Here is a 23,140-nt window from a genome sequence, read left to right as displayed (position 1 = left end):
GGCGATTTAATCGCGGCGTGAGGTTTGTAACCTAGCGGGCTAAGTAAAAACCGAGCAAAGCTTCCGCGTCCTGCTCACGCCCCTTACCTACATCCATGTAGGCAACAAAGAGTAAATTGCCCCTAGGTAGAACCCTTCGGGCAGCGTATGTTTGGCATTTATTCCACGTTATCGCCTATTTATGGGAAATAACCACACTACATAGGCTCTGCCTTGCCTAAATACCAAACATACTGCTGCAAATTTAACCTCGAAAGATAAACAGGCTCTAGGAAATAATATGTCAGAGTCTAAATATGGTCAGCTTGTACTGGCGCCCCGTTCGTATTTTTTCACTGCTATAGTGAGCGTAGTATTTGCGTTTATAGGCTTTAGTTATAATGCATGGCAGATGGAGGCAAGTGAAGATAACAACAATACACGCATTGCTAGCTTTCAAATCTTACAAGAACTAGCCGAGCTTGAGCTTATTGTATTTGCGGCACATTACGATAATAACAAAATAGATGGCAGCCCCAGAAAAGGCTGGGTTAAAGTTAACTTAATTCATGACTTAAACTACTTAGCCGTTGATGAAGTACATTTAAAAACAAAAGACTTACAAAAGGTCTGGCAAACAAATTGGCCAAATATGGTTGATCACCAAAGTGCTGCGCAATCTATTACACATGCCATAGACAGAGTGCGTACAGAAGTTGTGAGTGAATTAAAGCGCCTTGATTAAGTGAGCAACTTGCGCCGTTGAGCGTTGCAAGTAAGCGGCGCTCAGTAAAATTGTGGTCTCGTTAACTTTTTGTCCTTTTAATACGTTAATAAGCTGCTGTTTTGCGTTCGGATTTTGTTTTTGCTCTATTTCCATTAATGCTAACAAAGCTGAAAATTCATGCTTTACCGGTGTGCTAGGTTTATTTGCATAGGCTATGTAGCAGGCAACCGGTGTTAAGCCATGAGAGTTGGGCTGCGCCAGCGCTTTAGCTAACTCATCATTTGATTCAAACAACATCAAAGAGCGCACATAGTTAAATGGCAGCTTTGTAGCATCGGCATGCTTAAACACATTGTGCAGTACGTTATTTCCTTGTGTATCTTGTACTAAAAAGCCTTTATTTACTTTCAGCGCAGGGGTAAAAAAGCTCAATGCGTCAATATTAGTGAGTTGATTAATAAATGGAGAAGGCGCTGTGTTAGAGCTTAATATCCGCGTTGCTATGTTTTGCATAAAGTCATACTTAACACTTAACCGTTGGGCGCTGTCATATAAATGGTTAAGCTGCAAAGTTTGCTGAGCAGGGCTTAACTGCTTAAAGTCGTTATCGAGCTCATTTAACTGTTGCTTTGAAATACGCGCATTAAGTAGTTGTACGCTTAAATCCATTATTATTTCCAAAAATCTTTTTTACTACTATAAAACAAAAAAGGCCGCAAATGCGACCTTTCATATTTAAAGCAATTGTTTAAATTGGTTTTAAGCTTTTTTGCTTGCTACCCATTCATTAACAAAGTTCTCTAGTACATTTAGTGGTACAGGACCATTTTTAAGCACTACGTCGTGGAACTGGCGAATATCAAACTTATCACCCAGTTGCTTTTTAGCGTCTTCACGAAGCTCTAAAATCTTAAGCATACCCACTTTATAAGCCGTTGCTTGTGAAGGCATTACAATGTGACGCTCAACCATTTTAACACCGTCAGATGTTGCATTAGGCGTGTTATTTACGTAGTAATCAATACCTTCTTGGCGAGTCCACTTCATCGCGTGAATACCCGTATCAACCACTAGACGACATGCGCGCCATAGCTCCATTGAAAGACGACCAAAATCTGAGTAAGGGTCTGAGTACATGCCCATTTCTTTAGGAATGAACTCTGAGTATAAACCCCAACCTTCAATATACGCTGTGTAACCACCAAATTTACGGAACTTAGGAACGCCTTCTAGTTCTTGCGAAATAGCGATTTGCATGTGGTGACCCGGAATACCTTCGTGGTAAGCAAGTGCTTCCATTTGATATGTTGGCATAGCTTCCATGTCATAAAGGTTAGCGTAGTAAATACCTGGGCGTGAACCATCTGGAGCTGGCTGTTGGTAAAATGCCTTGCCCGCTGCTTTTTCACGGAATGCTTCAACTGCTTTTACTTTTAAATCAGCTTTTGGTTTAACAATGAATAACTCATCTAAGCGTGTTTTCATTGTATCAATAAGTCCAGTGGCTTCATCAAGGTAGCGTTGCTTACCTTGTGCATCATTAGGGTAGTAAAATTGTTTGTCAGTTTTCATAAACTGCATAAACGCTTTTAAGTCGCCTTTAAAGCCTACTTTATCTTTAATTTCACGCATTTCATCATGAATACGTGTCACTTCAGATAAACCAATTGCATGAATTTCTTTAGCCGTTAAATCTGTTGTTGTAGTGCGCTTAAGTGCGTTGTTATAAAACGCTTTGCCATCTGGTAATTTCCATGCGCCATCGCGATCATCAGCACGTTTCTCAAGCTGCGCTAGGTAATTAATTAGCTTAGAGTAAGATGGTTTAACAGCCGATTTTAATGCATCTGATGCATCACTGATTAACGAGTCTTTTTCGTCTTGGCTAATTTCAAGCGCTGTTACTTTGCGTTTAAAGTCAGCAAGCAATGTAGAATCATCGCCTTTTTCAAACGGTGCACCGTGAATAATGTTTTTGCTTGAATCAATAACATGCGGGAATACAAATTTAGGGGCTATGATGCCTTTTTCTGCACGTACAGTTAAATCAACGATAAGCTGATCAATAACACCAGTTACACCATTTAGGCGTGAAATGTAGTCTTTAGCTTCTTTTACATTACTAATTGAGTGCTGATTAATTAAAAACGCAGGGATCATAGAATGCGTACCAAACATTTGGTTCACAGGGTAATTATGGTAGCGCCATTTAAAGTCAGCAATTGAGCTTTCAAGATCCTGTTTTTTTAAGTCGTAGCTAACTTTTGTTGCATCATCTAATAGATCACGATTAATTGCTTTTAATGCAACTAGGTCAGCTTTTGTTTGTGCTAAATCTTTAAGCTTTCTTTCTTCGCTGCCATCGTCCCATTTATCGTAATCTTGCTTAATCCCCATGTATGTTTGATATACAGGGCTGCTCATTACATCGCGGTTAAATGTATCTTCAAAAAATGCATTGGCTTTGTCTATTTCACTTTGTTGTGATTGAACTTCTTGTGCAATAGGGGCTGAAGTAGATTGTTGTGTTGTTTGCTGGCAGCCAGCAAGTAGTGCAACGCTTACTGCGGCCGCAATAAAAGTGAGTTTACGCATTGTTTTCCCTTTTGTTGTTAGAAACCCATTAGGGTGATTTATATTTATTAGTTTTATATTGTTGTGCAGTGCCTTAGCGCTACACAAACAATTCTAGCAGGTCATTTAAAAAGCGATGACCTTTTAAGGTTACCTGCCAATGGCTGTCTGTTTGAGTCAATAAACCTTTATTTATTGCTTGGTTTAATGCACTTTGCTGACTTTGCAGCGGCAGTGTTGTTAGTTTATTAAAATCATTAATTGGGCAAGGCTCAACAAGGCGAAAGCGATTCATAAAAAATTCAAACGCTAAATCGTCCTGCTCTACATGCCAGCTTTTATACATATATGGTTTAATTAAATCCATATAGCCGCGTGGATGTTTAACCTTTTCGGTACGCGTTATAAGCCCTGTATTTGCATCAGTAACCTTACCATGTGCGCCGCAGCCAATACCGAGATAATCGCCAAAACGCCAATAATTTAAGTTATGTTGGCATTGATAGCCCGGTTTTGCATAGCCCGATATTTCGTATTGCACGTAACCTGCTTGCGCGAGTAACTCAACCCCTTGTTCTTGAATGTCCCACAGTGTTTCATCTTGTGGCAAGGTAGGGGGCTTTGAAGCAAACTGAGTATTGGGTTCAATAGTTAGTTGATACCAAGATATATGCGGTGGATCGAGCGCTATTATTTGTTTTAAATCACTCAGAGCATCATCAAGTGTTTGCCCAGGTAAGCCATGCATTAAATCAAGGTTAAAGCTATTTAAACCGGCTTCTTTAGCTTGTTGCGCGGCATAGTTTGCCTCGTCGCTGCCATGAATCCGACCAAGTGCTTTTAACTTGTCGTTTTGCATGCTTTGCACACCGATAGAAATACGGTTAATGCCTGCTTTTACGTAATCTTTAAAGCGACCTGTTTCTACTGTACCAGGGTTGGCTTCAAGGGTGATTTCGCAGTGTTCTTCAAGCCCAATTAGGTTGTCGACTTCATTTAATAAACGGGTATAAGCTGCACCAGTTAATAAGCTTGGTGTGCCGCCACCAATAAAAATGCTGTGAATTTTACGTCCTTGCACTAAGTGCAAATCTGCTTTTAAGTCATCAATTAAGTGTTGAACATATTCAGCTTCAGGTATTTCACCTTTTTGTCCGTGGCTATTAAAATCGCAGTACGGGCATTTTTGCACGCACCAAGGCACATGCACATATAAGCTCAGTGGTGGAAGGTTCACAGGCCGCCTTTTTGCTGTAGTTCTAGTAATAATTTTTGCAGCGCTTGTCCGCGATGACTCACTGCATTTTTTTGCTCTTTTGTAAGCTCAGCACTCGTACAATTTTTCTCTGCTACAAAAAACACAGGATCGTAACCAAATCCACCGTTGCCATTTTGAGTGAGCGTAATTTCGCCCTCCCAACTAGCACTACAAATAAGCGGAGTAGGGTCGTCTGCGTGGCGCATTAACACCAGTACACACCAAAAACGTGCACTGCGAATAGGGTTATCACCTAAATCTACAAGTAACTTATCAATGTTATCTTGATCGCTGGCACCTGGGCCTGCAAAACGGGCTGAGTAAACACCGGGTGCGCCATTTAGGCCATCAACTTCCAAACCTGAGTCATCGGCAATAGCAGGCATGCCAGTAATTTTAGCAGCATGGCGCGCTTTAATAATGGCATTTTCAACAAAGGTAGTGCCGGTTTCGGCAACTTCACCTACGTTAAAATCGCTCTGTGGAACTACATTAATATTCAAAGGGCTTAGCATGTTAGCTAGCTCTTTTACTTTGCCAGGGTTACCTGTAGCAAGTACTAAAGTTTTGGTCATGTTATTAATCTACGTAAAATTTTTGCTGAAACTGTAATTTTTGAAATTGATTACTTTGTTGTATTTCAATCTCAAAGCGTAAAATCTCTTCGTTGGTGTAATCAACTTGGGCAAGGTAATAAATTGACTCACCTTCTTTTACTTCTTTAAAAGTAAGCGTTTGTTTGTTGCCAAGTAGGTTTTTAGCTGTGCCTGTAAGCTTTGCCGTTTGTGCTGTTTTATCGGCATCATTTTTTAATATAGAAATGTTTACAACCCCTTTGTAGCCACTGCGCTCAAGGTTGTACGCTTTTGCTATTTTTGGCTGAATAAAAGTAGAAGGAAAGGCGATGTAATGCACTTGCCAAGGGCCAAGCTCTTTGTATTGTGCGCCCTGCATTTCTTCGCTTTGCGCGTTAAATGCAAATGCTAAACAAGCAATAAAACAAAACTTAATTAAACGGTTCATTATGTATTCCTCAAAACATATAAAAAAGAGGCCTTTGGGCCTCTAATTAAAAAATCCATATTAGACTAAAAAATCCATAAGCAGCATTTGCAAAAACTGAATACCAATAATAAGCACTAAAACTGATAAATCTAAGCCACCCATTGATGGTAATATTTTACGAATTGGTTTTAGCATTGGTTCAGTAAGCTGGTGGAAAACCGCTTCTATAGGGTTATAGCCTTGGCTAACCCAACTTAAAATAGCGCGAATAATAAGTACCCAAAATACTAAATTAAGGCCTTCTTTTAGTACCGTTATAAGTGCTTGAATAAGTACAGGCTGTATTGCCCACGCATTATATATAACAAGCATTAAAGTACTAATTTTGGCTACAGCCACTATAAATGCCAGCAACAGAGATGCTAAATCAAGTCCGCCAAACCCCGGAATGATTTTACGCAGTGGCTTTACCGCAAACGAAGTGGCTTTAACCACAAACTGGCTCATTGGATTATAAAAGTCGGCTTTTGCCCACTGCAGCCAAAAGCGCAGTAATACCACCATTAAAAACAAATCAAACAGGGTACTGATTAAAAATTGCATGGCATTCATAGTGTAACCTTCAATAAAAAGTGGTTTTAAAGTTCTTTTTCCATTTGCTCTGCACGCGCAATACACGCATCCATTGCATCGCCAACGGTTTTAGTTAAGCCTTCGTCTTTTAAGTGCTCAACAGCTGCGTGAGTAGTGCCGCCTTTAGATGTTACGTTTGAACGTAGTTGCGAAATATTAATATCAGGCTGGCTAAGTGCCATTTCGGCAGCGCCAAGAGCTGTTTGTTGTACCAGGCGACGAGCGTCTTCATCGTTAAAGCCCAGCGCTTTTGCTTTTTCTTCTATGGCTTCCATAAATAAGAAAAAGTAAGCAGGTGATGAGCCGGTTACAGCAATAATATCGTTAATTTGTGACTCTTTTTCCACCCATACAACAATGCCCGTGCATTCAAAAACTTGTTGTACAAATTCGTGTTCGCTTTGTGTTTCGCCCGCACCATATAAACCTGATACTCCGCGACCTAATAAAGATGGCGTGTTTGGCATGCAACGTACCATTTTAACGTCTTGGCCTAGCATTTCACGTAAACGTTTTACAGTTAAGCCCGCCGCAACAGAAATAAACAGTTTATCGCTAAAATCTACGCCCGACTCTTGAAACGATTTACATAAATCGCCCATCATTTGTGGTTTAACAGACAAAACAATTACATCAGCATCGCGCAGGGCTTCGTTATTGTCACTGGTGGTTTGCACCTTGAAATCAAATGCTACCTTTTCAAGCTTTTCTTGGTTGCGGTTAGTCGCAATTATGTTACTTGCGTTAAAGCCGTTTTTTACCATGCCACCAATAATGGCGTAGCTCATATTACCTGTGCCTATAAATGCGATTTTTTTATCTGACATAAATCTGTTATCACCTTTTAAGTTCGTGTTCCAAAAATGTCTGTGCCGATCCTTACCATGGTTGAGCCTGCGCTAATGGCAGCTTCAACATCGTTACTCATACCCATCGACAAAGTATCTACTTGAGGATATTGGGTCTTTAGTTTATCAAAGCAAGTTTGTAATTGCTCAAAAGATTGAATTTGCGTATCCAGTTTGTCGCTTTTAGCGGGAATTGCCATTAAACCTCGAAGTGTTAAGTGCTCACATTGGTTAATAAAATTTGCAAGTTCATCTATTTCATCGCGGCGGCAACCTGACTTTGCTTCCTCATTACTTATATTTACTTGAATAAGTATATTAAGAGGTGGTTTATCGTTTGGGCGCTGGGAATCTAATCGCTTTGCTATTTTTATGCGATCAACACTTTGCACCCAATCAAAGTTAGCAGCTACTAATGCACTTTTATTTGATTGAATAGGGCCAATGAAATGCCAAATGATGTCGCTATATGACTGTAGTTGAGCTATTTTATCTATAGCCTCTTGAACATAAGATTCACCAAATTCGCGCTGACCATGCTCATAAGCTGCAATAATATCTTCACTTGGTTTAGTTTTAGACACTGCTAGTAGAGTAACTTCGTTAGTGTTTCGCTGTGTGTTTTTTGCCGCGTCTGCAATTCTAGCGTAGGCGGATGTGAGTCGTTCTGCTATTGTAACCATATATTTATCAGTTAGTTGTGGAGTCATAAATGGATATTACCGAATTATTAGCGTTTAGTGTGCAACACAAAGCATCCGATTTACATTTATCGTCGGGTGTTTCACCTATGATACGCGTAGACGGTGATGTTCGCCGCATTAATATACCAGCCCTTGCAGACAAAGACGTAAACAGTCTGGTTTACGATATTATGAACGATAATCAACGCAAGGACTACGAACAAAACCTCGAAGTGGATTTTTCGTTTGAAGTGCCTAATTTAGCACGTTTTCGTGTGAATGCGTTTAACTCTAATCGCGGGCCTGCTGCGGTATTTCGTACCATACCAAGTGAAGTGTTAACGCTTGATGATTTAGGTGCGCCAGATATTTTTAAAACAATCTCTGATACCCCACGTGGACTCGTGTTAGTAACAGGGCCAACGGGTTCTGGTAAATCAACAACACTTGCCGCTATGGTCGATTATATAAATCAAAATAAACATCACCATATTCTAACAATAGAAGATCCAATCGAGTTTGTTCACGATAATAAATTAAGTTTAATTAACCAACGTGAAGTTCACCGCGATACACATAGCTTTTCAAACGCGCTACGTAGTGCATTGCGTGAAGACCCTGATGTAATACTTGTGGGTGAGTTACGTGATTTAGAAACAATTCGTCTTGCAATGACTGCTGCCGAAACGGGTCACTTAGTGTTTGGCACGCTACATACAACATCTGCACCAAAAACTATTGACCGTATTATTGATGTATTCCCAGGTGAAGAAAAAGCTATGGTGCGCTCAATGTTATCTGAATCTTTACGTGCGGTAATTTCACAAACACTGCTTAAAAAAATTGGTGGTGGGCGAGTTGCAGCACACGAAATTATGATTGCAGTTCCTGCTATTCGTAACTTAATTCGTGAAGATAAAATTGCACAAATGTATTCGTCTATTCAAACCGGTGCGTCTGTGGGCATGCAAACAATGGATCAGTGTTTAACTAATTTAGTTAATCACGGTATTGTTACAAATACGGCAGCGAAAGAAAAAGCGCAAGACAAAACACAATTTGGTGGGTAAGAAATTATTATGGCTTTATCTTTAAACGACTTTTTACTCATAATGATTGAGAAAAAGGGTTCTGACCTATTTGTATCGAGTCAATTACCCGTGAGTGCAAAAATAAACGGTGAACTAACAGCTCTCAGTGACGATAGACTGACTGATGAGCAATCACTTGAGTTAGTAGAATCTGCAATGAGCGAAAAGCAAAAAGCAGAGTTTCATACAACGAAAGAATGTAACTTTGCGATTGCTACCGACGAAGGGCGTTTTCGTATTTCTGCTTTTTGGCAGCGCGATAGAGCGGGTATGGTTATTCGCCGTATTGTGACGCAAATTCCTGATGTAAGTGATTTAGGTCTGCCATCTACGCTGACAGATGTAATTATGTCTAAACGCGGTCTTGTCTTGTTTGTAGGTGGTACAGGTACGGGTAAGTCGACCTCACTAGCTGCACTTATTGGTTATCGAAACCGTAACCAACGAGGTCATATACTGACCATTGAAGATCCGATTGAGTTTGTTCATGAGCATCGTAAAAGTATTATTACTCAGCGCGAAGTAGGGCTTGATACAGAAAGCTTTGAGTCGGCACTTAAAAGCTCATTACGCCAAGCTCCAGATGTTATTTTGATTGGTGAAATTCGCTCGCAAGAAACCATGGAATACGCCCTAAGCTTTGCTGAAACCGGTCACCTGTGTGTTGCAACACTACATGCTAATAATGCGAACCAAGCGATTGACCGTATTATGCATTTAGTACCAAAAGAAAAACACGATAAGCTTAAGTACGACTTAGCACTTAACTTACGTGCCATTGTTGCTCAGCAATTAGTGCCGACTGCTGATGGTGAAAGCCGTGTTGCAGCTATTGAAATATTGCTTAACTCACCAATGGTCGCTGAACTGATTAGAAATGGTGATATTGGCGGAATTAAAGAGGCAATGGCTAAGTCAAAAGAGATGGGCATGCAAACCTTTGACCAAGCGTTATTTGAGTTGTACAGACAGCAGCGAATTAACTACGCTGATGCACTGCACCATGCTGACTCACCAAATGATTTACGCTTAATGATAAAACTGCGCAATAACGAACAACAAGGTGCGGGCTTTTTACAGGGCGTTACTATTGATGGCCTTGATGATAAAAATAGCGATCAATAATTTAAAAGTAATTAATAAAAAAGCGCCAATTGGCGCTTTTTTATTTGTATAAAGGGTTGTTTATATAGCCAGTTTATTCACCGTAACTAGATTCAAAAAAGCTTTCTAAAATAATAACCGCAGACATATTATCTACGTTACCTTTACCTAAGTTTTTATAGCCGCCACTTTCAAAAAGTCGCGCTTTAGCATCCGCTGTCGTTAAGCGCTCATCCTGTGTTTGCACAGGAATGCCATAATGATTATGCAATCTGTTGGCAAACTTTTTTGCTTTAAAGGTAACCTCTTGTGATGTTCCATCCATATTTAGTGGTAAACCAACAACCATTAAGTCAGGCTGCCACTCGGCTACTTGTACGGCGATATGGTCCCAGTTAGGAATGCCATCTTGTGCTTTTACAGCCTTAAGGCTAGACGCACTGCCGGTTAACTCTTGCCCAATAGCAATACCAATACTTTTGGTGCCAAAGTCAAAGCCCATTACAGTGCGTTCGCCTTGCGGCTTAAGCGATTTTTTTGTCATGTGTATCTTGTTTAAGTTTGCTAAGGGTTAGTTACTATTATGCGTGACCAGCCTTAAGGCTAGACGCACTGCCGGTTAACTCTTGCCCAATAGCAATACCAATACTTTTGGTGCCAAAGTCAAAGCCCATTACAGTGCGTTCGCCTTGCGGCTTAAGCGATTTTTTTGTCATGTGTATCTTGTTTAAGTTTGCTAAGGGTTAGTTACTATTATGCGTGACCAGCTTCAGGGCTGAGTTGGCTAATATCAAATCCCAACATTGAAACTGCTTTTTCCCATCGTTTTTCAACGGGGGTATCAAAAATGATCTTCGGATCGGCTTCTATGATCAACCAGTTGTTATCAAGTAACTCTTGTTCGAGTTGTCCTTGCTCCCACCCTGAATAACCAAGTGTAATAATAAACTGCTCTGGTGCTTGTGCAGTGGTTAAGTTTGCTAAAACGTCTTTTGAGGTAGTGATCATAATATCGCTACTGAGTTTTTGACTTGCTGAATAACCCGATTGGGGAGAGTGCAGTACAAAACCACGGTCAGTTTTAACGGGTCCACCTGCAAACACACTTACTTTTGCTGCGTTTTGCGTTTTGTCGTTATCAATTTCTATTTTATCTAAAAGTTCGCCAACAGTAACATCAATAGGTTGGTTTATTACCAAGCCCATAGCCCCATCTTCATTGTGCTCACAAATATAGGTAACAGCACGTTTAAAAAAAGGGTCTTGCATTGACGGCATCGCGATTAAAAAATGATTTTCTAATGACTGCATAGATTTCACCCTTTTTAGTTAATGAACTTTGAGTATGGCATAGTTATTTAAATTGACATAAAAAGCCCATTAATTGCATGAAAGGCTTAAACTAATGGGCTTTTTATTGTGGTAATTACTTACCTAATTTACGCTCAATTGCATCAAATAAAATACCTGTGATAGAAATATCATAAGCAGCTTCAATTTCGCGTACGCACGTTGGTGCAGTTACGTTAATTTCAGTTAATTTATCGCCAATAATATCTAAACCTACAAATATTAAGCCTTTTTCTTTGAGCGTTGGTGCAACAGCTTGCGCTATTTTTAAATCTGATTCGCTAAGTGGACGGGCTTCACCTCGACCGCCTGCAGCCAAATTACCGCGTGTTTCACCATTTTGTGGTATACGCGCTAAACAATATGGAATAACTTCGCCATCAACTACTAGTACGCGCTTATCGCCTTGTTTGATCTCTGGAATGTAATTTTGCACCATTGCGAAGCGGCTGCCGTGCTCGGTTAACGTTTCACAAATTACACCAATGTTGGCATCGTCTTCTCTGATGCGAAAAATCGATGCGCCACCCATGCCATCAAGCGGCTTTAAAATAATGTCTTTATGCTGTGCTAAAAATTCACGAATTTGTTTTTGGCTACGTGTAACAAGTGTGTCTGGCGTATGCTCGCTAAACCATGCTGTAAACAGCTTTTCGTTAGCATCGCGAAGGCTTTGTGGCTTGTTAATTATTAACGTACCTTCTTGTTCAGCACGTTCTAAAATATACGTCGCGTAAATGTATTCAGTATCAAAAGGAGGGTCTTTACGCATTAAAATTACGTCAAGATCGGCAAGGGCTATAGTGGCTTTTTCTTCAAGCTCATACCATTTTTCTGCATTATTAAACACTTGCGCTTTAGACGCTGTAGCGTACGACTTGCCTTTACGAAGAGATAAATCGTCCATCTCCATATAATAAATTTCGTAGCCACGTTCTTGCGCTTGCATCATCATTGCAAAACCGGTGTCTTTTTTGATGTTAAATCCACTAATAGGATCTGAAATAATACCTAACTTAATTGCCATGCGCTGTGCCTTACTATAAATGTTACTGTTTATATGAGGGTGCTTTTAGTTATTTCAATTAGCTAAATCGCCAAATTGAAGTTGTAATGCACTTAAGACCGTTAAAGCGGCTGTTTCCGTTCGTAAAACGCGCGGGCCTAAGCGAATATCTACAAACTCTAGTTGTTTGGTTAGTGCCATTTCATCGTCGGTAAAGCCACCTTCTGGGCCTACTAAAAAGCGTACGCCATCTTTAGGTACCGTAATGGTTTTAATGCTGTGCTCAGCACGAGGGTGAAGAGTGAGCTTAATTGCATCGGTTTGTTGTGCAAGCCATTGTTTTAAATCTATAGGTGGGTGAATAATTGGCACAAAATTACGCCCTGACTGCTCAGCCGCAGCAATTGCAATTTTTTGCCATTGTTGGTGTTTTTTCTCAAGACGATCGCCCATTAGTTTCACACCACAGCGCTGACTAAAAATAGGGGTGATTTCGGTAATACCTAGTTCAACTGACTTTTGAATTGTAAAATCCATCTTATCACCACGAGATACACATTGACCTAAATGAATTTTAAGTGGAGATTCTACATCGTGAGGGTTAAGTTCTAATGGCATTACGACGACTGTTTTTTTTGTTACCTCAATTATTTCACTAAGGTATTCGCCACCTTCGCCATTAAAAATAGATACATGCTCGCCTACTTTCATGCGCAGCACTCTGCCAATATGCCCTGCAGCATCGTCATCTAAAGTTACAGGGGTGTTTAGGGCAATACTCGATGTTTGATAAATATGAGGAACTCGCATAGGGCGTCACTTACTACATAGCGTAAAATATATATTGCTATGGTAAGTAAGCTGGGGGCTGTGCGCAATTATTTATTTTTATTAAGTTGTTCGGCGAGATCTATTAAATCTTGTGGGGTGTGTGCTATATCGTGATGATTTTGCGAAGGTTCCGTTAACGTCTCGTCGGTAACCCGGCTGAGTGTATAGCCTGTATCATCAAGATTTATTAAAAAGCGTTCTTCATGTAAGGAGTTATAAATAAAGCGCTGCTTATCACTTGCGAGTAAATAATCGGTGCTATTGAAAAGGACTCCGTGTAAATCGTGATGATCTTTTAAATAATTAATTAACTCAGAAACGCTTATTTCGTTTTCAAGATCGCAATAACTGTAGTCTTTAATAAGCTCGTCAAACATCATTTTTACTAATTGGCGGGTATTACTGCCTGCAGCAATAAGTGTACTCGCTTTTGTTATGCCATTACTATTTACATAGTATTCGGCAAATGCGCGGCTAAATTCGTTGTCTATGTCAATTAACAAATAGTTCGTTATTACAGGCGGCATAGAGCTAGGACCTTGTTGCATCTAAGTAATTACCATTATTACTTAAATGCAGACGTTTTAATTGCTGTATTTTCAGTAAAAAAGGTCTAAAGAGAAAACATACTAATAAGTAAATAACCTATAGCACAAAAAACAGCAAATTCTATGCATGCTACCCCAATATTATCTTGATGGTCTATTTCAAGAGCCGTATCAATATTTGGTAAAGAGATAACTTTTATCACATACGTTAAGCCGTAAAGTAGTATCCACATTACACCGCAATGCATTACAAGTGTAAATATGTTTTCAACCATTTTACCGTTTTGAAATGCTGCGCTAGATAAACCAGCATATACAGCCAACGCTAAGCCAATTGATTTTCCAGCATATCTTATACCAATAGATGTATTTTCTAGGTTAAAGTTACTTTGTAGTGACGCACCTTGGTTTGCTTTTGCAAAACGGTGTTCTCGTATTTTGCTATCAAGTGCAAACATCCCCTGAAGTGTAAAAAAGCTAACGCAAGCAATAAGTAAGTTGCTAAACCCTTGGGTGTGCGTCCACGTGTACAAGCCCAGAGCAATAATACAGTTAGCGATTAACATTCCTGAGTCTACCAATGCAGCACATACATTTTGTTTTAGTATGGCAGCTTCTTCATTAAACCTGTGGAGTATCCATTTTCTGTGAATTAAATGGCCCACTTTTATAAAAGTGAATAAGAGAACAATAATAATTAATACTTTTAACGGGTTTAACTGTGCAGTGCTTACGCTTATTTCGTCAAATAAAAAGGCTATAGTGGCTATAACAACCGATATTTCAGATGCAAAACTAATACCCATGGCAAAGTTGTCGTGTTGCGCTAACTCATCTTTAAGCGCTTGTTTTGCTTTGATTTGAGTGACAACTCGTAAACAAAAAATAGTTATGCAAATAACCGCAAAACTAATGGCAATCGCAATAAAACTAGTGTTAGATAAAGACAAATATGACATGGTGATCCTAATTAAGTTAACCTTTCTAGGTTTTAATCATTCTAGTACGGTTATTGATGATATAAAAGAGAGGATTGATGAGTAACGTAAAGCAACTTCCTATTCAATTACAAAAACTTGGCTTGATGCGCTTTGAACAGTTATACCCGCAGCAAAGTAAACAAAGTGAAGTTGTAAGGTTATTAGCATTAAGCGACTTTGCTTGGCGCAGTTTAGAGTCACAACCTGATTTAAATACCTGGCTATTATGCAAAGACGAAATACAAAATAGAGTAATAGACTCTCCTTTTAAAAACCTGAATTTAGCTGACCTTGATGAAGCACAGTGTCATAAAGTACTTCGTCAATATCGTGAAAAGTACTGGCTTAAAGTCGCCTTTTTAGATTTATGCTGTAATAATCCCATTGCCGATAGTATTAATTACATAAGCCAACTGGCTGACATGTTAATTAATAGCGCCAACCAATGGGCGCATGCACAGGTGGCAAAAGTAAATGGTGAACCGCTTGATGAGCAAAACCAAGTAATGCCGCTAATGGTATTGGGGATGGGGAAGCTTGGCGGACAGGAGCTAAATTATTCCTCTGATATTGATCTTATTTTTGCGTATCCACGCAGCACAAAAACCCAAGGTGGCCGCAGAAGCCTTGATGCCCAAGTATTTTATACCAAAGTTGCACAAAAACTGATTGCAGCACTTAACCAAGCCACCGGTGATGGGCAAGTATTTAGAGTTGATATGCGCCTACGCCCGTTTGGCGAAAGCGGCCCTTTGGTTATGAGCTTTAATGCTATTGAAGATTACTACCAAGAACAAGGGCGCGACTGGGAACGCTACGCCATGTTAAAAGGGCGCTTAATTGGCACTCCTAATAAGTATTGGGATGAATTTATTAAGCTTTTAAAGCCGTTTGTTTACCGCCGGTATATTGATTTTTCGGTGATTGAATCCTTGCGTAAAATGAAGTTAATGATTGCACAAGAGGTTCGCCGTAAACGCTTAACTAATAATATAAAACTAGGCGCTGGTGGTATTCGTGAAGTTGAATTTATAGTGCAAGCCCTGCAAATGGTAAGAGGTGGGCGAGAGGCTAATTTACAAACCCAATCTTTACTCAAAGCATTAAATGAGTTGGCACTTAACCAAGTTATAGATGAGCAAGAAGCAAGCGAGCTGAGGCGCAATTACCTTTATTTACGTAAAGTTGAGCAGTACCTTCAAATATTTGACGATCAGCAAACGCAAACACTCCCCGATGATGAATTGAATCAGCAGCGCTTAAATTTATTATTAGAACAAGCTGATTTTTCTGCCACTTTAAACACTATAGAAAAGGTGATGAAACAAGTTAACGGTGAGTTTGCACTTGTGATTGGCGAGGAAACCGTGCCACTTGATACCTGTGAAGGCGCATTTATTAGTGCTTGGGATCATGGTGATGTGAGCTTTTTAAAAGAGGCCAGAGATGAATGGCAAGCACCCCTTAACGATTTTAAATTAAGGCTGTCTAAGGTAAATATAGGTAACCGAGGGCGTGACACTCTTGATAAGTTAATGCCTGTTTTACTAAATCAATTAAATGACTTTAATGCCAGTGCAGCAGCTTTCACAATGGTTTGCCAAATTTTTAATAAGATAATTTCGCGTACTGCCTATTTAGAATTGCTTTACGAAAACCAAGGTGCATTAAAGCAACTTGTTTTACTGTGTTGTCATAGCAAATGGATAGGGGAGCATATTTCTCGCTACCCCATATTACTTGATGAACTAATAGACCCCGCAGTTCTTTATAAGCCAACCCCGCTCACAGCGTATAAAGATGAAATAAGACAGTATTTTTTACGAATAGAGCATGACGATTTAGAACTGCAAATGGAGTCGCTTAGGCAATTTAAGCAAACGCATCAATTACGAATTGCTGCCGCCGATGCAACCGGTGTTCTTGACGTAATGAAAGTAAGCGATCATTTAACCGTACTGGCAGAGGCGATTGTTGACCAAGCTGTTAATATTGCATGGCATAACACTGTTAAGCGCTTTGGTATGCCCCCTGGCACAGATGATGAAAATAAAGGTTTTGCTGTTATTGCATATGGTAAAACAGGTGGCTTAGAAGTCGGGTACGACTCAGATCTAGATTTGGTGTTTGTGCATAATCATGATGGCTCAAGCTTAACTAATGGTGAAAAACCGATAGATTCTCGCCAGTTTTATTTAAAGCTCGCTCAGCGCCTAATGCATTTATTTAATACCCGTACTGCATCGGGCATTTTATACGAGCTTGATACACGATTACGTCCTGAAGGAGCCTCTGGTTTATTGGCTATCAATTTAGAGAGCTTTAATCACTATCAGCAAACTCAAGCATGGACGTGGGAGCATCAAGCACTTGTTCGGGCTCGATTAATTTTAGGTCAAAACGATCTGATAGATCGTTTTTCACAAATTCGTAAAAATATACTTTGCCAGCAACGCGATGATACCGTGCTAAAAGCTGATGTAATAAAAATGCGCGAAAAAATGCGCGACCATCTAGCGAAGGGAAATGCTGAGAAATTTGATTTAAAACAAGATGTTGGTGGCATGGCTGATATTGAGTTTATTACGCAATATTTAGTACTTAAACACGCAAACGAGTTTGAACAGCTTACAGTTTACTCAGATAACGTAAGGATATTAACGGATGCGGCAAATATAGGTTGTATTACTAAAGAGCAAAAGCAGCAGTTGATAAAAGCGTATATTGATTATCGCTCGTGTTATCACGTGTTGAGCTTGGAGCAAAAAGGCAAATTGATCCCGCGAGAAACGTTTTTACAAGATATTACTAACGTAACTAATATTTGGAATAGTATTTTTGAATTGAATTGAATTGAATTGAAAACCCAAGTGCTTGCTTGGGTCTATGTACGTGTAAACCCTTAAACCCTTAAACCTTTAGTTTTAAACAGTTTGTACGTACAAATTCTGATGGTAACTCGGTAATAACCGCTGCTCTTTGTTTATGGCAAAAGTAAGTATAAACCTCATGCTCAAAGTCATCATTTATAGCGCGCCCAATTTGGTACAGTGCTGAAGTAAAGTTACTGTCTACTCTAAAATGATCTTTAACTACGTAATCTTTACTTAAGTACCAGTAGAGCTCAATCCCCTCGTTTTTAGCATATTGATTAAGTACATCTTTAAGAGTTGTGCCATTTTCAAAGCGCCTAGGTTCAACTTCTCCAGTCCAATTTGTAGGCATTGGATCTACTGTTCGCGCACGTTCAGCCAATACTCTATCCAAGGTTTGTTCTGGTGTTTTAAGTTTTAAAACAAATTGATCTCGTTCTTTATTACTTTTTACTTGGTTACGAATGGAGGAGTAAAAGCGTGATAATCCTTCGGCGGCTGCATTTTTAGATTTTTTAATATCAAATACAGAACCATCACCCACTAAGAAGTATACGGCGAGTGCTATTAGCACGGCTGCAAATGATAAATGTCTAATCCAAAACCACATGATTATTACCCACCTTATTTGTTCCTATTATTGTTATACCATTACTTTTTGTAAAAAGAAGGGGTATTTTTATCCGGTCGAGTTTTAAAGCGACGGTGTAGCCACATGTATTGCTCTGGTGCTGCATTAACAGATTGTTCCATGCGTTGATTTACACGTGTTACATCAGCCTTATCATCACCACTTGGGAAGTTTTCAAGCTCAGGTACTACCTCTAAATGATACTTTCCATTTTCGTCACGACGCGAGATTAAGCTCATAGTTTCGCAGTTTTTACTGCCAGCAAACATAAGAGTACCTGTTGTCGTTGCTGTGTCAGGGACGGCGTAAAATGGCACAAACTCACAGCGGTTACGGCCGTAATCTTGGTCAGGTAAGTAATAGCATACTTTTTTGTTTTTTAATGATTTTAGTAAACCTTTTACATCTTTTCGGCCAATTAGGTATTCGTTAGAACGAAGGCGGCCATTAGTTGTAAAGTATTCCATTAGAGCGTTGTTGTGAGGGCGGTAAAAGCCTAAACCTTGGCATTTTAATCCCATTACACGACTCGCCATTTCAAGATGCAGAATATGAGGTACAAGTAATAAAACACCTTTACCAGATGCCTGTACGCGCTCAAAGTGTTCCAAACCTTTGATTGAGCCATATACACTTTTTACTCGCCACTGCGGCCACCACCAAGCCATGCCGGTTTCAACCATTGCAATGCCGGTGTTTTCCATATTTTTGAGTACAAGGTCTTTTTGATCTGCTTCGCTCATATCAGGAAAACACAGCTTAATATTTACTTCTGCAATATGGCGACGGCGCTTCATAAATTTATGGACTAAGCGGCCAAGTTGCTTACCCATTGCCAGCTGTAGCTTTTGTGGTAGCCAAGAAATTAAGTATAAAAATAAAACGCCAACCCACGTTAGCCAGTATCGAGGGCCTAAAAAAGATGCTTTAAAAGGAGATGAGGTGACCACAAAAATCTCTCTGAGAATAAAAACGATAGTTTAACGCTAAGCGCTATAAAATACAAAAAGCCAGCTACATGCTGGCTTCGAATAAATCTATATTATGTTTAGCTGTAAAAGTTAAGCTGATTTTAAACCTTGGTTTATAGCAACCAAATCTTCACTTGTTAGTGTACCCGCAGCTTGTTTTAAGCGAAGGGTAGATAACACATAACGGTAACGCACATCAGCAAGGTTACGTTTTGCATCGTATAAATTTTGCGTACTCACTAGTACGTCAACAATGGTACGAGTACCTACTTCAAAACCGGCTTCAGTTGCTTTAAGGGCACTTTGAGCTGAAACAACCGCTTGCTCTAGCGCTTTGTAAGTCGCAATATCTGAAACAACTTGATTATAAGATGTAATTACTGTGCGAGTGACTGCGCGGTAATTTGTTTCATAATCTTGGCTCGCTGATACGTAAAACGCACGCGCTTGGTTAGTTGCAGCAACCGTTGCGCCACCTGAATATAAAGGTACGCTAAAGTTAAGCCCAACAGAGCTTGAGTCTGAACGCGGTTGGTCATCAAAATTAGCGCCATTTATTTGAGTGTCTGTAAGAGAGTCACCATAACTTGCACTTAGAGTTAGTTTTGGATAATGACCTGCTTTTGCTAATTCAATTTGATCTTTTGCAATATCAACCGTTACTTTAGAGACTTGTAAGTTGATATTTTTATCTTCAGCTACTTTAACAAAGTCGCTTGAGCGCTTAGTTGGCTTAGTTGTTGAGAAAGTATCTGTATTTAAAAAGTCTAATTTTTCGTGATATTTACCAGTTATCTCACGAAGTTGCTCGCGTGCAGTTTCTACAGCATTACTGGCAATAATTTCTTGGGCTACTGAGTTATCAAACTGAGCTTGTGCTTCGTGTACGTCTGTTATAGCTGTTAAACCTACTGCATAACGTTGTTTTGTTTGCTCAAGTTGACGTGCAATGGCACGTTTTTCAGCTTCGACAAATTCAAGGTTATCACTGGCACTTAATACGTTAAAATAACCTTCAGCAACGCGTACAATTAAATTTTGTTTAGCTGCATCATATAGGCCGCTTGCTTGTAGAGCTTGCTTATCGGCAATATCTAAAGTGTTCCAAGCACCTAAATCAAATAATGTTTGGCTTAAACTTACACCGCGAGAGAATTGGTCTGTATCACTTTCAACTTTTACTTGGTTAGATAAGTCGCCAACGCTTTGGTACGACGTTGCATCGCTTTTCGTATAACCCATAGTTAAACCAATTTGAGGTAATAGTGCACTCATCGCCAAATCGCTTTGGTAAGACTGCGCATCGGCTTGGGCTTTTGCTTTTAAAACAGTAGGATCGTTAGCTGTCGCTATTTCAAAAACTTGTAGTAAATCTTCAGCTTTCACTGCTGTTGCACCTAATGCGCATGATAAACTAACTAGCGCCGCAAGAATGTTCTTTTTCATGTGGGGTTCGGTCCTTAGACAATTTTTGTACTAAAAGCATGTTAACCTGTTTTACTGCATAACAAAAAAAATAATTAGTAAAACAGTATGTTCAAGTGTAACAGAATATATTAACGCATTTTAAAGCTTTAGATAAGTAGGAGGTAGGCACGTGGTTGATAAAAAGCTCGTTCAATTTACACATAAAGATGTAAATTTAAAGCCAATAAAAAACCTTTATAAAGGTTTTTTTCAGGTTGATTTATACCAGTTTGAACATGCTCTTTTTGCGGGTGGAAAATCAGAGCTAATTAGCCGAGAAATATTAGAACGTGGCGATGCAATTGCAGTACTCCCTTATGACCCAATATCAGATACTGTTCTTTTAATTGAGCAAATACGTATTGGCGCTATTAAAAGTAAGCACTCGCCGTGGCTACTAGAATGTATAGCCGGAATGACTGACGGCAGTACGGATTACGAATCAGTTGTAAAAAAAGAAGCGTATGAAGAAGCTGGGCTTGAATTAACTGAACTTGAATTTATGCTTTCATACCTATCAAGCCCTGGTGGTACAACTGAGCGCTTACATTTATATTTAGCGCGTGCTGATTTAAGCCAAGTGAAATCAGGTGTATATGGTCTTGAAACTGAAGGCGAGGATATAAAAACTCATATTTTATCGGTTGATGATGCGCTAATGCGCCTCAATAACGGTGAAATGGATAATGCGGCAACGGTTATTTGTATGCAGTGGCTTGCGCTAAATCGCGAAAAAATGGCAAGCAAATGGGCATAAACTCTTACTAATATTATGGCGGAACTTTGACAGCACAATTAGCAACAAATCGATATATTCAAAGCCTCCCAAAGTATTTAACACTTTGTGAGCATAACTATGTGCGACTATTAAAGTTGTTACCGAGCGAGCGCAATATAGGAAGCATTCGTGAAGTAAAACTTGGCAACAGTGAATTTGCTACAAAAATTGATGGCAGCGCAAAATACACTATGGATATTTCAATTAAGCAGCTAACAGGAATGGTTAAAGGGATAGCGCCGCTGTATTTAACGGCTCGCTTGTATCATGATGCGAAAGTAGCTGAAATTATTCATCACGATTACCATCAACGCATAAAACCATCGTACGGATACCCCAACCCTAAAATGCATCAAAAAGATGAAAAGTATCAACTTAATGCTTTTTTATACGACTGGTTAGTGGCCTGTGTAGAGCACGGGCAAGCAACATTAAATTGGGATGTAAATAATGGCTTGGTTTGATGATACATATACATTTGATAAATCATCTTTGTGCATTGCGCATATTACCGACAGCCATTTATTTGCAGATAAAAATGGTGAATATTTTAATGCAAATACTGCAGCTCATTTTGAACAAGCTTTGGCACACATCGCTGAGCAGCCAGTAGATTGCGTAATTTTTGGTGGTGATTTAACACAAGACCATAGTTTCGAATCGTACTTATTATTTAGTGAACTTATAAATGCCAGTGACATCACTTGCCCTGTATTTTGGGTACCAGGTAATCATGATGAACTAGTAATGCTTAATCGCATAAGTGGCGGAAAAATAAATTCGGCTAAACATATTATTGCTAACGGGGTTGAGCTGCTTCTTATTAATTCTAAAGGGCCCACGCCCGCAGGATGGGTTACTGGCGCGCATTTAGATGAAATAACTGATACTTTAGTCAACTCGAATAATAGTAAAGTTATCTTTTGTCATCATAATCCGCTGCCAATAAATGGCTATCTTGATAAGCACTTATTAGAAAATGGTCCACAGCTTTTAAATATTTTAGTTAATAGTAATAATGTATCTGCGCTTTTTCATGGTCATGTACACAACGATTATGAACAAAACTTTAGAGGCTTGCCTATATATGCAAGTCCTGCCAGTTCAGTCCAGTTTGTAAAATACACTCCAAAGTGGGAGCAAAAAAATGCAGGGCCTGCTTACAGAATGCTAAATATAAAGAGTAAAAAAGATAAAGTCGAAGTAAAAACGGAAGTGGTATGGCTAAGCGCGTAATTTATATTCATGGCTTTAATAGTTCACAAAAATCATATAAAGCTGTGCGCTTTGGTGAGCTTATGGCAAACTATGACGTTGATTATTGTGTACCGAACTTAAACCACGAGCCCCTACAAGCTATAATTGAGCTTGAACAATTACTAACGCCAGATACCGTTTTATTAGGTAGCTCGTTAGGTGGTTTTTTTGCCACGTATTTATCGCAGCGTTATCAAATTCCTGCAGTGGTCATTAATCCCGCGGTCGCACCCTATAATTTATTACAGTCGTTACTTGGGCCTAATTATAATCCGTATCAAGATTATCATTACGATTTAAATAACAGTCATATTGAGGCGCTGAAATTACTCGCTGTAGATAAATTAGCACATCCTGAGTTACTGTATTTATTGCAGCAAACAGGAGATGAAGTGTTGAACTTTCAACACGCAGTAAAATATTATTCGCAATGCAAGCAATTGATAGAGTTCGGTGGCGATCATAGCTACGTTGAATTTGAACGCACCTTTGCAAGTATTGTAGATTTTCTTAAAATCACGTAAAACTAGTTAGCCTGAACTGAGG

The 23,140-nt window shown here is 39.4% G+C and carries 26 protein-coding genes; 8 read left to right on the top strand and 18 right to left on the bottom strand.

Annotation, left to right across the window (positions count from 1 at the left end):
* Nucleotides 1-280: 280 nt before the first annotated feature.
* On the top strand, nt 281-724 hold the full coding sequence (locus H5090_RS08145) for a hypothetical protein (protein ID WP_182695451.1): 444 nt from the start codon (nt 281-283) through the stop codon (nt 722-724).
* Here H5090_RS08145 and H5090_RS08140 read toward each other — a convergent pair.
* The 8 genes from H5090_RS08140 to H5090_RS08105 form a co-directional block, all read right to left on the bottom strand.
* The gene (locus H5090_RS08140; RefSeq protein ID WP_182695450.1) at nt 707-1,375 is read right to left on the bottom strand and encodes a hypothetical protein; all 669 of its coding nucleotides are present in this window, start codon (nt 1,373-1,375) and stop codon (nt 707-709) included. The two genes, H5090_RS08145 and H5090_RS08140, sit on opposite strands and share 18 nt — an antisense overlap.
* Nucleotides 1,376-1,465: 90 nt before the next feature.
* Nucleotides 1,466-3,301: a DUF885 family protein gene (locus H5090_RS08135; RefSeq protein WP_182695449.1), complete on the bottom strand. Its 1,836-nt coding sequence runs from the start codon at nt 3,299-3,301 to the stop codon at nt 1,466-1,468.
* A gap of 79 nt (nt 3,302-3,380) precedes the next feature.
* Nucleotides 3,381-4,517, bottom strand: coding sequence for a radical SAM family heme chaperone HemW (gene hemW, locus H5090_RS08130; protein WP_002962575.1), 1,137 nt, complete (start codon nt 4,515-4,517; stop codon nt 3,381-3,383).
* Nucleotides 4,514-5,113, bottom strand: coding sequence for an XTP/dITP diphosphatase (locus tag H5090_RS08125; protein ID WP_039488314.1), 600 nt, complete (start codon nt 5,111-5,113; stop codon nt 4,514-4,516). Before H5090_RS08125 ends, hemW begins: the two co-directional genes overlap by 4 nt.
* A 4-nt stretch (nt 5,114-5,117) precedes the next feature.
* Nucleotides 5,118-5,561: a DUF4426 domain-containing protein gene (locus H5090_RS08120; protein ID WP_154903714.1), complete on the bottom strand. Its 444-nt coding sequence runs from the start codon at nt 5,559-5,561 to the stop codon at nt 5,118-5,120.
* 60 nt (nt 5,562-5,621) lie between these two features.
* Nucleotides 5,622-6,155, bottom strand: a complete 534-nt coding sequence (locus H5090_RS08115) for a YggT family protein (protein ID WP_002962568.1) — start codon at nt 6,153-6,155, stop codon at nt 5,622-5,624.
* Between the two features lie 26 nt (nt 6,156-6,181).
* Complete coding sequence (proC, locus tag H5090_RS08110; protein ID WP_182695448.1) at nt 6,182-7,003, bottom strand: pyrroline-5-carboxylate reductase; 822 nt, start codon at nt 7,001-7,003, stop codon at nt 6,182-6,184.
* 17 nt (nt 7,004-7,020) lie between these two features.
* A complete protein-coding gene (locus H5090_RS08105; protein ID WP_182695447.1) occupies nt 7,021-7,734 on the bottom strand; it encodes a YggS family pyridoxal phosphate-dependent enzyme in 714 nt (237 codons plus the stop codon).
* A gap of 2 nt (nt 7,735-7,736) precedes the next feature.
* On the opposite strand from H5090_RS08105, the gene H5090_RS08100 reads away from it, so the two are divergent.
* On the top strand, nt 7,737-8,777 hold the full coding sequence (locus H5090_RS08100; protein WP_024596218.1) for a type IV pilus twitching motility protein PilT: 1,041 nt from the start codon (nt 7,737-7,739) through the stop codon (nt 8,775-8,777).
* Nucleotides 8,778-8,786: 9 nt separating this feature from the next.
* Nucleotides 8,787-9,923: a PilT/PilU family type 4a pilus ATPase gene (locus H5090_RS08095; protein WP_182695446.1), complete on the top strand. Its 1,137-nt coding sequence runs from the start codon at nt 8,787-8,789 to the stop codon at nt 9,921-9,923.
* A 73-nt stretch (nt 9,924-9,996) separates the two neighbouring features.
* Here the strand turns inward: H5090_RS08095 and ruvX (H5090_RS08090) are convergent, their stop codons facing one another.
* The 7 genes from ruvX (H5090_RS08090) to H5090_RS08060 all read right to left on the bottom strand — a co-directional run bounded on the left by ruvX (H5090_RS08090) (nt 9,997) and on the right by H5090_RS08060 (nt 14,596).
* A complete protein-coding gene (gene ruvX, locus H5090_RS08090) occupies nt 9,997-10,446 on the bottom strand; it encodes a Holliday junction resolvase RuvX (protein WP_002961947.1) in 450 nt (149 codons plus the stop codon).
* 37 nt (nt 10,447-10,483) lie between these two features.
* Entirely contained in the window at nt 10,484-10,618 is a 135-nt protein-coding gene (ruvX, locus tag H5090_RS08085; protein ID WP_404936425.1) for a Holliday junction resolvase RuvX, read from the bottom strand.
* A gap of 37 nt (nt 10,619-10,655) precedes the next feature.
* Complete coding sequence (locus H5090_RS08080) at nt 10,656-11,213, bottom strand: YqgE/AlgH family protein (RefSeq protein ID WP_165723832.1); 558 nt, start codon at nt 11,211-11,213, stop codon at nt 10,656-10,658.
* A 115-nt stretch (nt 11,214-11,328) separates the two neighbouring features.
* Nucleotides 11,329-12,279, bottom strand: a complete 951-nt coding sequence (gene gshB / locus H5090_RS08075; RefSeq protein WP_154903711.1) for a glutathione synthase — start codon at nt 12,277-12,279, stop codon at nt 11,329-11,331.
* A 54-nt stretch (nt 12,280-12,333) separates the two neighbouring features.
* The gene (rsmE, locus tag H5090_RS08070; protein WP_002961950.1) at nt 12,334-13,068 is read right to left on the bottom strand and encodes a 16S rRNA (uracil(1498)-N(3))-methyltransferase; all 735 of its coding nucleotides are present in this window, start codon (nt 13,066-13,068) and stop codon (nt 12,334-12,336) included.
* Nucleotides 13,069-13,136: 68 nt separating this feature from the next.
* Nucleotides 13,137-13,637, bottom strand: a complete 501-nt coding sequence (locus H5090_RS08065; RefSeq protein ID WP_182695445.1) for a hypothetical protein — start codon at nt 13,635-13,637, stop codon at nt 13,137-13,139.
* A gap of 65 nt (nt 13,638-13,702) precedes the next feature.
* Entirely contained in the window at nt 13,703-14,596 is an 894-nt protein-coding gene (locus tag H5090_RS08060) for a hypothetical protein (protein ID WP_182695444.1), read from the bottom strand.
* A 77-nt stretch (nt 14,597-14,673) separates the two neighbouring features.
* Between H5090_RS08060 and glnE the strand changes: the two genes are divergently transcribed.
* Nucleotides 14,674-17,469, top strand: a complete 2,796-nt coding sequence (gene glnE, locus H5090_RS08055) for a bifunctional [glutamate--ammonia ligase]-adenylyl-L-tyrosine phosphorylase/[glutamate--ammonia-ligase] adenylyltransferase (protein ID WP_182695443.1) — start codon at nt 14,674-14,676, stop codon at nt 17,467-17,469.
* A 58-nt stretch (nt 17,470-17,527) separates the two neighbouring features.
* Here the strand turns inward: glnE and H5090_RS08050 are convergent, their stop codons facing one another.
* From H5090_RS08050 to tolC, 3 genes are all read right to left on the bottom strand, one after another.
* Complete coding sequence (locus H5090_RS08050; RefSeq protein WP_002961954.1) at nt 17,528-18,100, bottom strand: toxin co-regulated pilus biosynthesis Q family protein; 573 nt, start codon at nt 18,098-18,100, stop codon at nt 17,528-17,530.
* Between the two features lie 41 nt (nt 18,101-18,141).
* Nucleotides 18,142-19,071, bottom strand: a complete 930-nt coding sequence (lpxL, locus tag H5090_RS08045; RefSeq protein WP_002961955.1) for an LpxL/LpxP family Kdo(2)-lipid IV(A) lauroyl/palmitoleoyl acyltransferase — start codon at nt 19,069-19,071, stop codon at nt 18,142-18,144.
* Between the two features lie 111 nt (nt 19,072-19,182).
* Nucleotides 19,183-20,538, bottom strand: a complete 1,356-nt coding sequence (tolC, locus tag H5090_RS08040; RefSeq protein WP_002961956.1) for an outer membrane channel protein TolC — start codon at nt 20,536-20,538, stop codon at nt 19,183-19,185.
* A 151-nt stretch (nt 20,539-20,689) separates the two neighbouring features.
* Between tolC and H5090_RS08035 the strand changes: the two genes are divergently transcribed.
* The 4 genes from H5090_RS08035 to H5090_RS08020 are packed head-to-tail and all read left to right on the top strand — an operon-like array spanning nt 20,690 to nt 23,118.
* Nucleotides 20,690-21,316 carry an NUDIX domain-containing protein gene (locus H5090_RS08035; RefSeq protein WP_002961957.1) on the top strand — a complete coding sequence of 209 codons (627 nt, stop codon included), beginning with the start codon at nt 20,690-20,692 and terminating at the stop codon, nt 21,314-21,316.
* A gap of 26 nt (nt 21,317-21,342) precedes the next feature.
* The gene (locus H5090_RS08030; protein ID WP_002961958.1) at nt 21,343-21,801 is read left to right on the top strand and encodes a DUF1249 domain-containing protein; all 459 of its coding nucleotides are present in this window, start codon (nt 21,343-21,345) and stop codon (nt 21,799-21,801) included.
* Complete coding sequence (locus H5090_RS08025; protein WP_002961959.1) at nt 21,788-22,573, top strand: metallophosphoesterase; 786 nt, start codon at nt 21,788-21,790, stop codon at nt 22,571-22,573. The genes H5090_RS08030 and H5090_RS08025 overlap by 14 nt, the downstream gene beginning before the upstream one ends.
* Nucleotides 22,558-23,118: a YqiA/YcfP family alpha/beta fold hydrolase gene (locus tag H5090_RS08020; protein WP_002961960.1), complete on the top strand. Its 561-nt coding sequence runs from the start codon at nt 22,558-22,560 to the stop codon at nt 23,116-23,118. Before H5090_RS08025 ends, H5090_RS08020 begins: the two co-directional genes overlap by 16 nt.
* Nucleotides 23,119-23,140: the final 22 nt, after the last annotated feature.

Source organism: Pseudoalteromonas sp. SR43-5 (genome assembly GCF_014163835.1).
GTDB classification, from domain to species: Bacteria; Pseudomonadota; Gammaproteobacteria; order Enterobacterales; family Alteromonadaceae; genus Pseudoalteromonas; species Pseudoalteromonas distincta.
This window is presented reverse-complemented; position numbering and strand designations above follow the sequence as displayed.

Coding starts and splice junctions, on each gene's coding strand:
- H5090_RS08120 (WP_154903714.1), bottom strand. CDS start 5,561: ATGAACCGTTTAATTAAGTTTTGTTTTATTGCTTGTTTAGCATTTGCA.
- rsmE (WP_002961950.1), bottom strand. CDS start 13,068: ATGCGAGTTCCTCATATTTATCAAACATCGAGTATTGCCCTAAACACC.
- H5090_RS08135 (WP_182695449.1), bottom strand. CDS start 3,301: ATGCGTAAACTCACTTTTATTGCGGCCGCAGTAAGCGTTGCACTACTT.
- H5090_RS08060 (WP_182695444.1), bottom strand. CDS start 14,596: ATGTCATATTTGTCTTTATCTAACACTAGTTTTATTGCGATTGCCATT.
- H5090_RS08125 (WP_039488314.1), bottom strand. CDS start 5,113: ATGACCAAAACTTTAGTACTTGCTACAGGTAACCCTGGCAAAGTAAAA.
- H5090_RS08050 (WP_002961954.1), bottom strand. CDS start 18,100: ATGTGGTTTTGGATTAGACATTTATCATTTGCAGCCGTGCTAATAGCA.
- H5090_RS08145 (WP_182695451.1), top strand. CDS start 281: ATGTCAGAGTCTAAATATGGTCAGCTTGTACTGGCGCCCCGTTCGTAT.
- H5090_RS08080 (WP_165723832.1), bottom strand. CDS start 11,213: ATGCAGTCATTAGAAAATCATTTTTTAATCGCGATGCCGTCAATGCAA.
- H5090_RS08100 (WP_024596218.1), top strand. CDS start 7,737: ATGGATATTACCGAATTATTAGCGTTTAGTGTGCAACACAAAGCATCC.
- H5090_RS08140 (WP_182695450.1), bottom strand. CDS start 1,375: ATGGATTTAAGCGTACAACTACTTAATGCGCGTATTTCAAAGCAACAG.
- H5090_RS08065 (WP_182695445.1), bottom strand. CDS start 13,637: ATGCAACAAGGTCCTAGCTCTATGCCGCCTGTAATAACGAACTATTTG.
- ruvX (WP_002961947.1), bottom strand. CDS start 10,446: ATGACAAAAAAATCGCTTAAGCCGCAAGGCGAACGCACTGTAATGGGC.
- glnE (WP_182695443.1), top strand. CDS start 14,674: ATGAGTAACGTAAAGCAACTTCCTATTCAATTACAAAAACTTGGCTTG.
- ruvX (WP_404936425.1), bottom strand. CDS start 10,618: ATGACAAAAAAATCGCTTAAGCCGCAAGGCGAACGCACTGTAATGGGC.
- H5090_RS08025 (WP_002961959.1), top strand. CDS start 21,788: ATGGCTTGGTTTGATGATACATATACATTTGATAAATCATCTTTGTGC.
- H5090_RS08020 (WP_002961960.1), top strand. CDS start 22,558: ATGGCTAAGCGCGTAATTTATATTCATGGCTTTAATAGTTCACAAAAA.
- H5090_RS08105 (WP_182695447.1), bottom strand. CDS start 7,734: ATGACTCCACAACTAACTGATAAATATATGGTTACAATAGCAGAACGA.
- tolC (WP_002961956.1), bottom strand. CDS start 20,538: ATGAAAAAGAACATTCTTGCGGCGCTAGTTAGTTTATCATGCGCATTA.
- gshB (WP_154903711.1), bottom strand. CDS start 12,279: ATGGCAATTAAGTTAGGTATTATTTCAGATCCTATTAGTGGATTTAAC.
- H5090_RS08115 (WP_002962568.1), bottom strand. CDS start 6,155: ATGAATGCCATGCAATTTTTAATCAGTACCCTGTTTGATTTGTTTTTA.
- proC (WP_182695448.1), bottom strand. CDS start 7,003: ATGTCAGATAAAAAAATCGCATTTATAGGCACAGGTAATATGAGCTAC.
- H5090_RS08095 (WP_182695446.1), top strand. CDS start 8,787: ATGGCTTTATCTTTAAACGACTTTTTACTCATAATGATTGAGAAAAAG.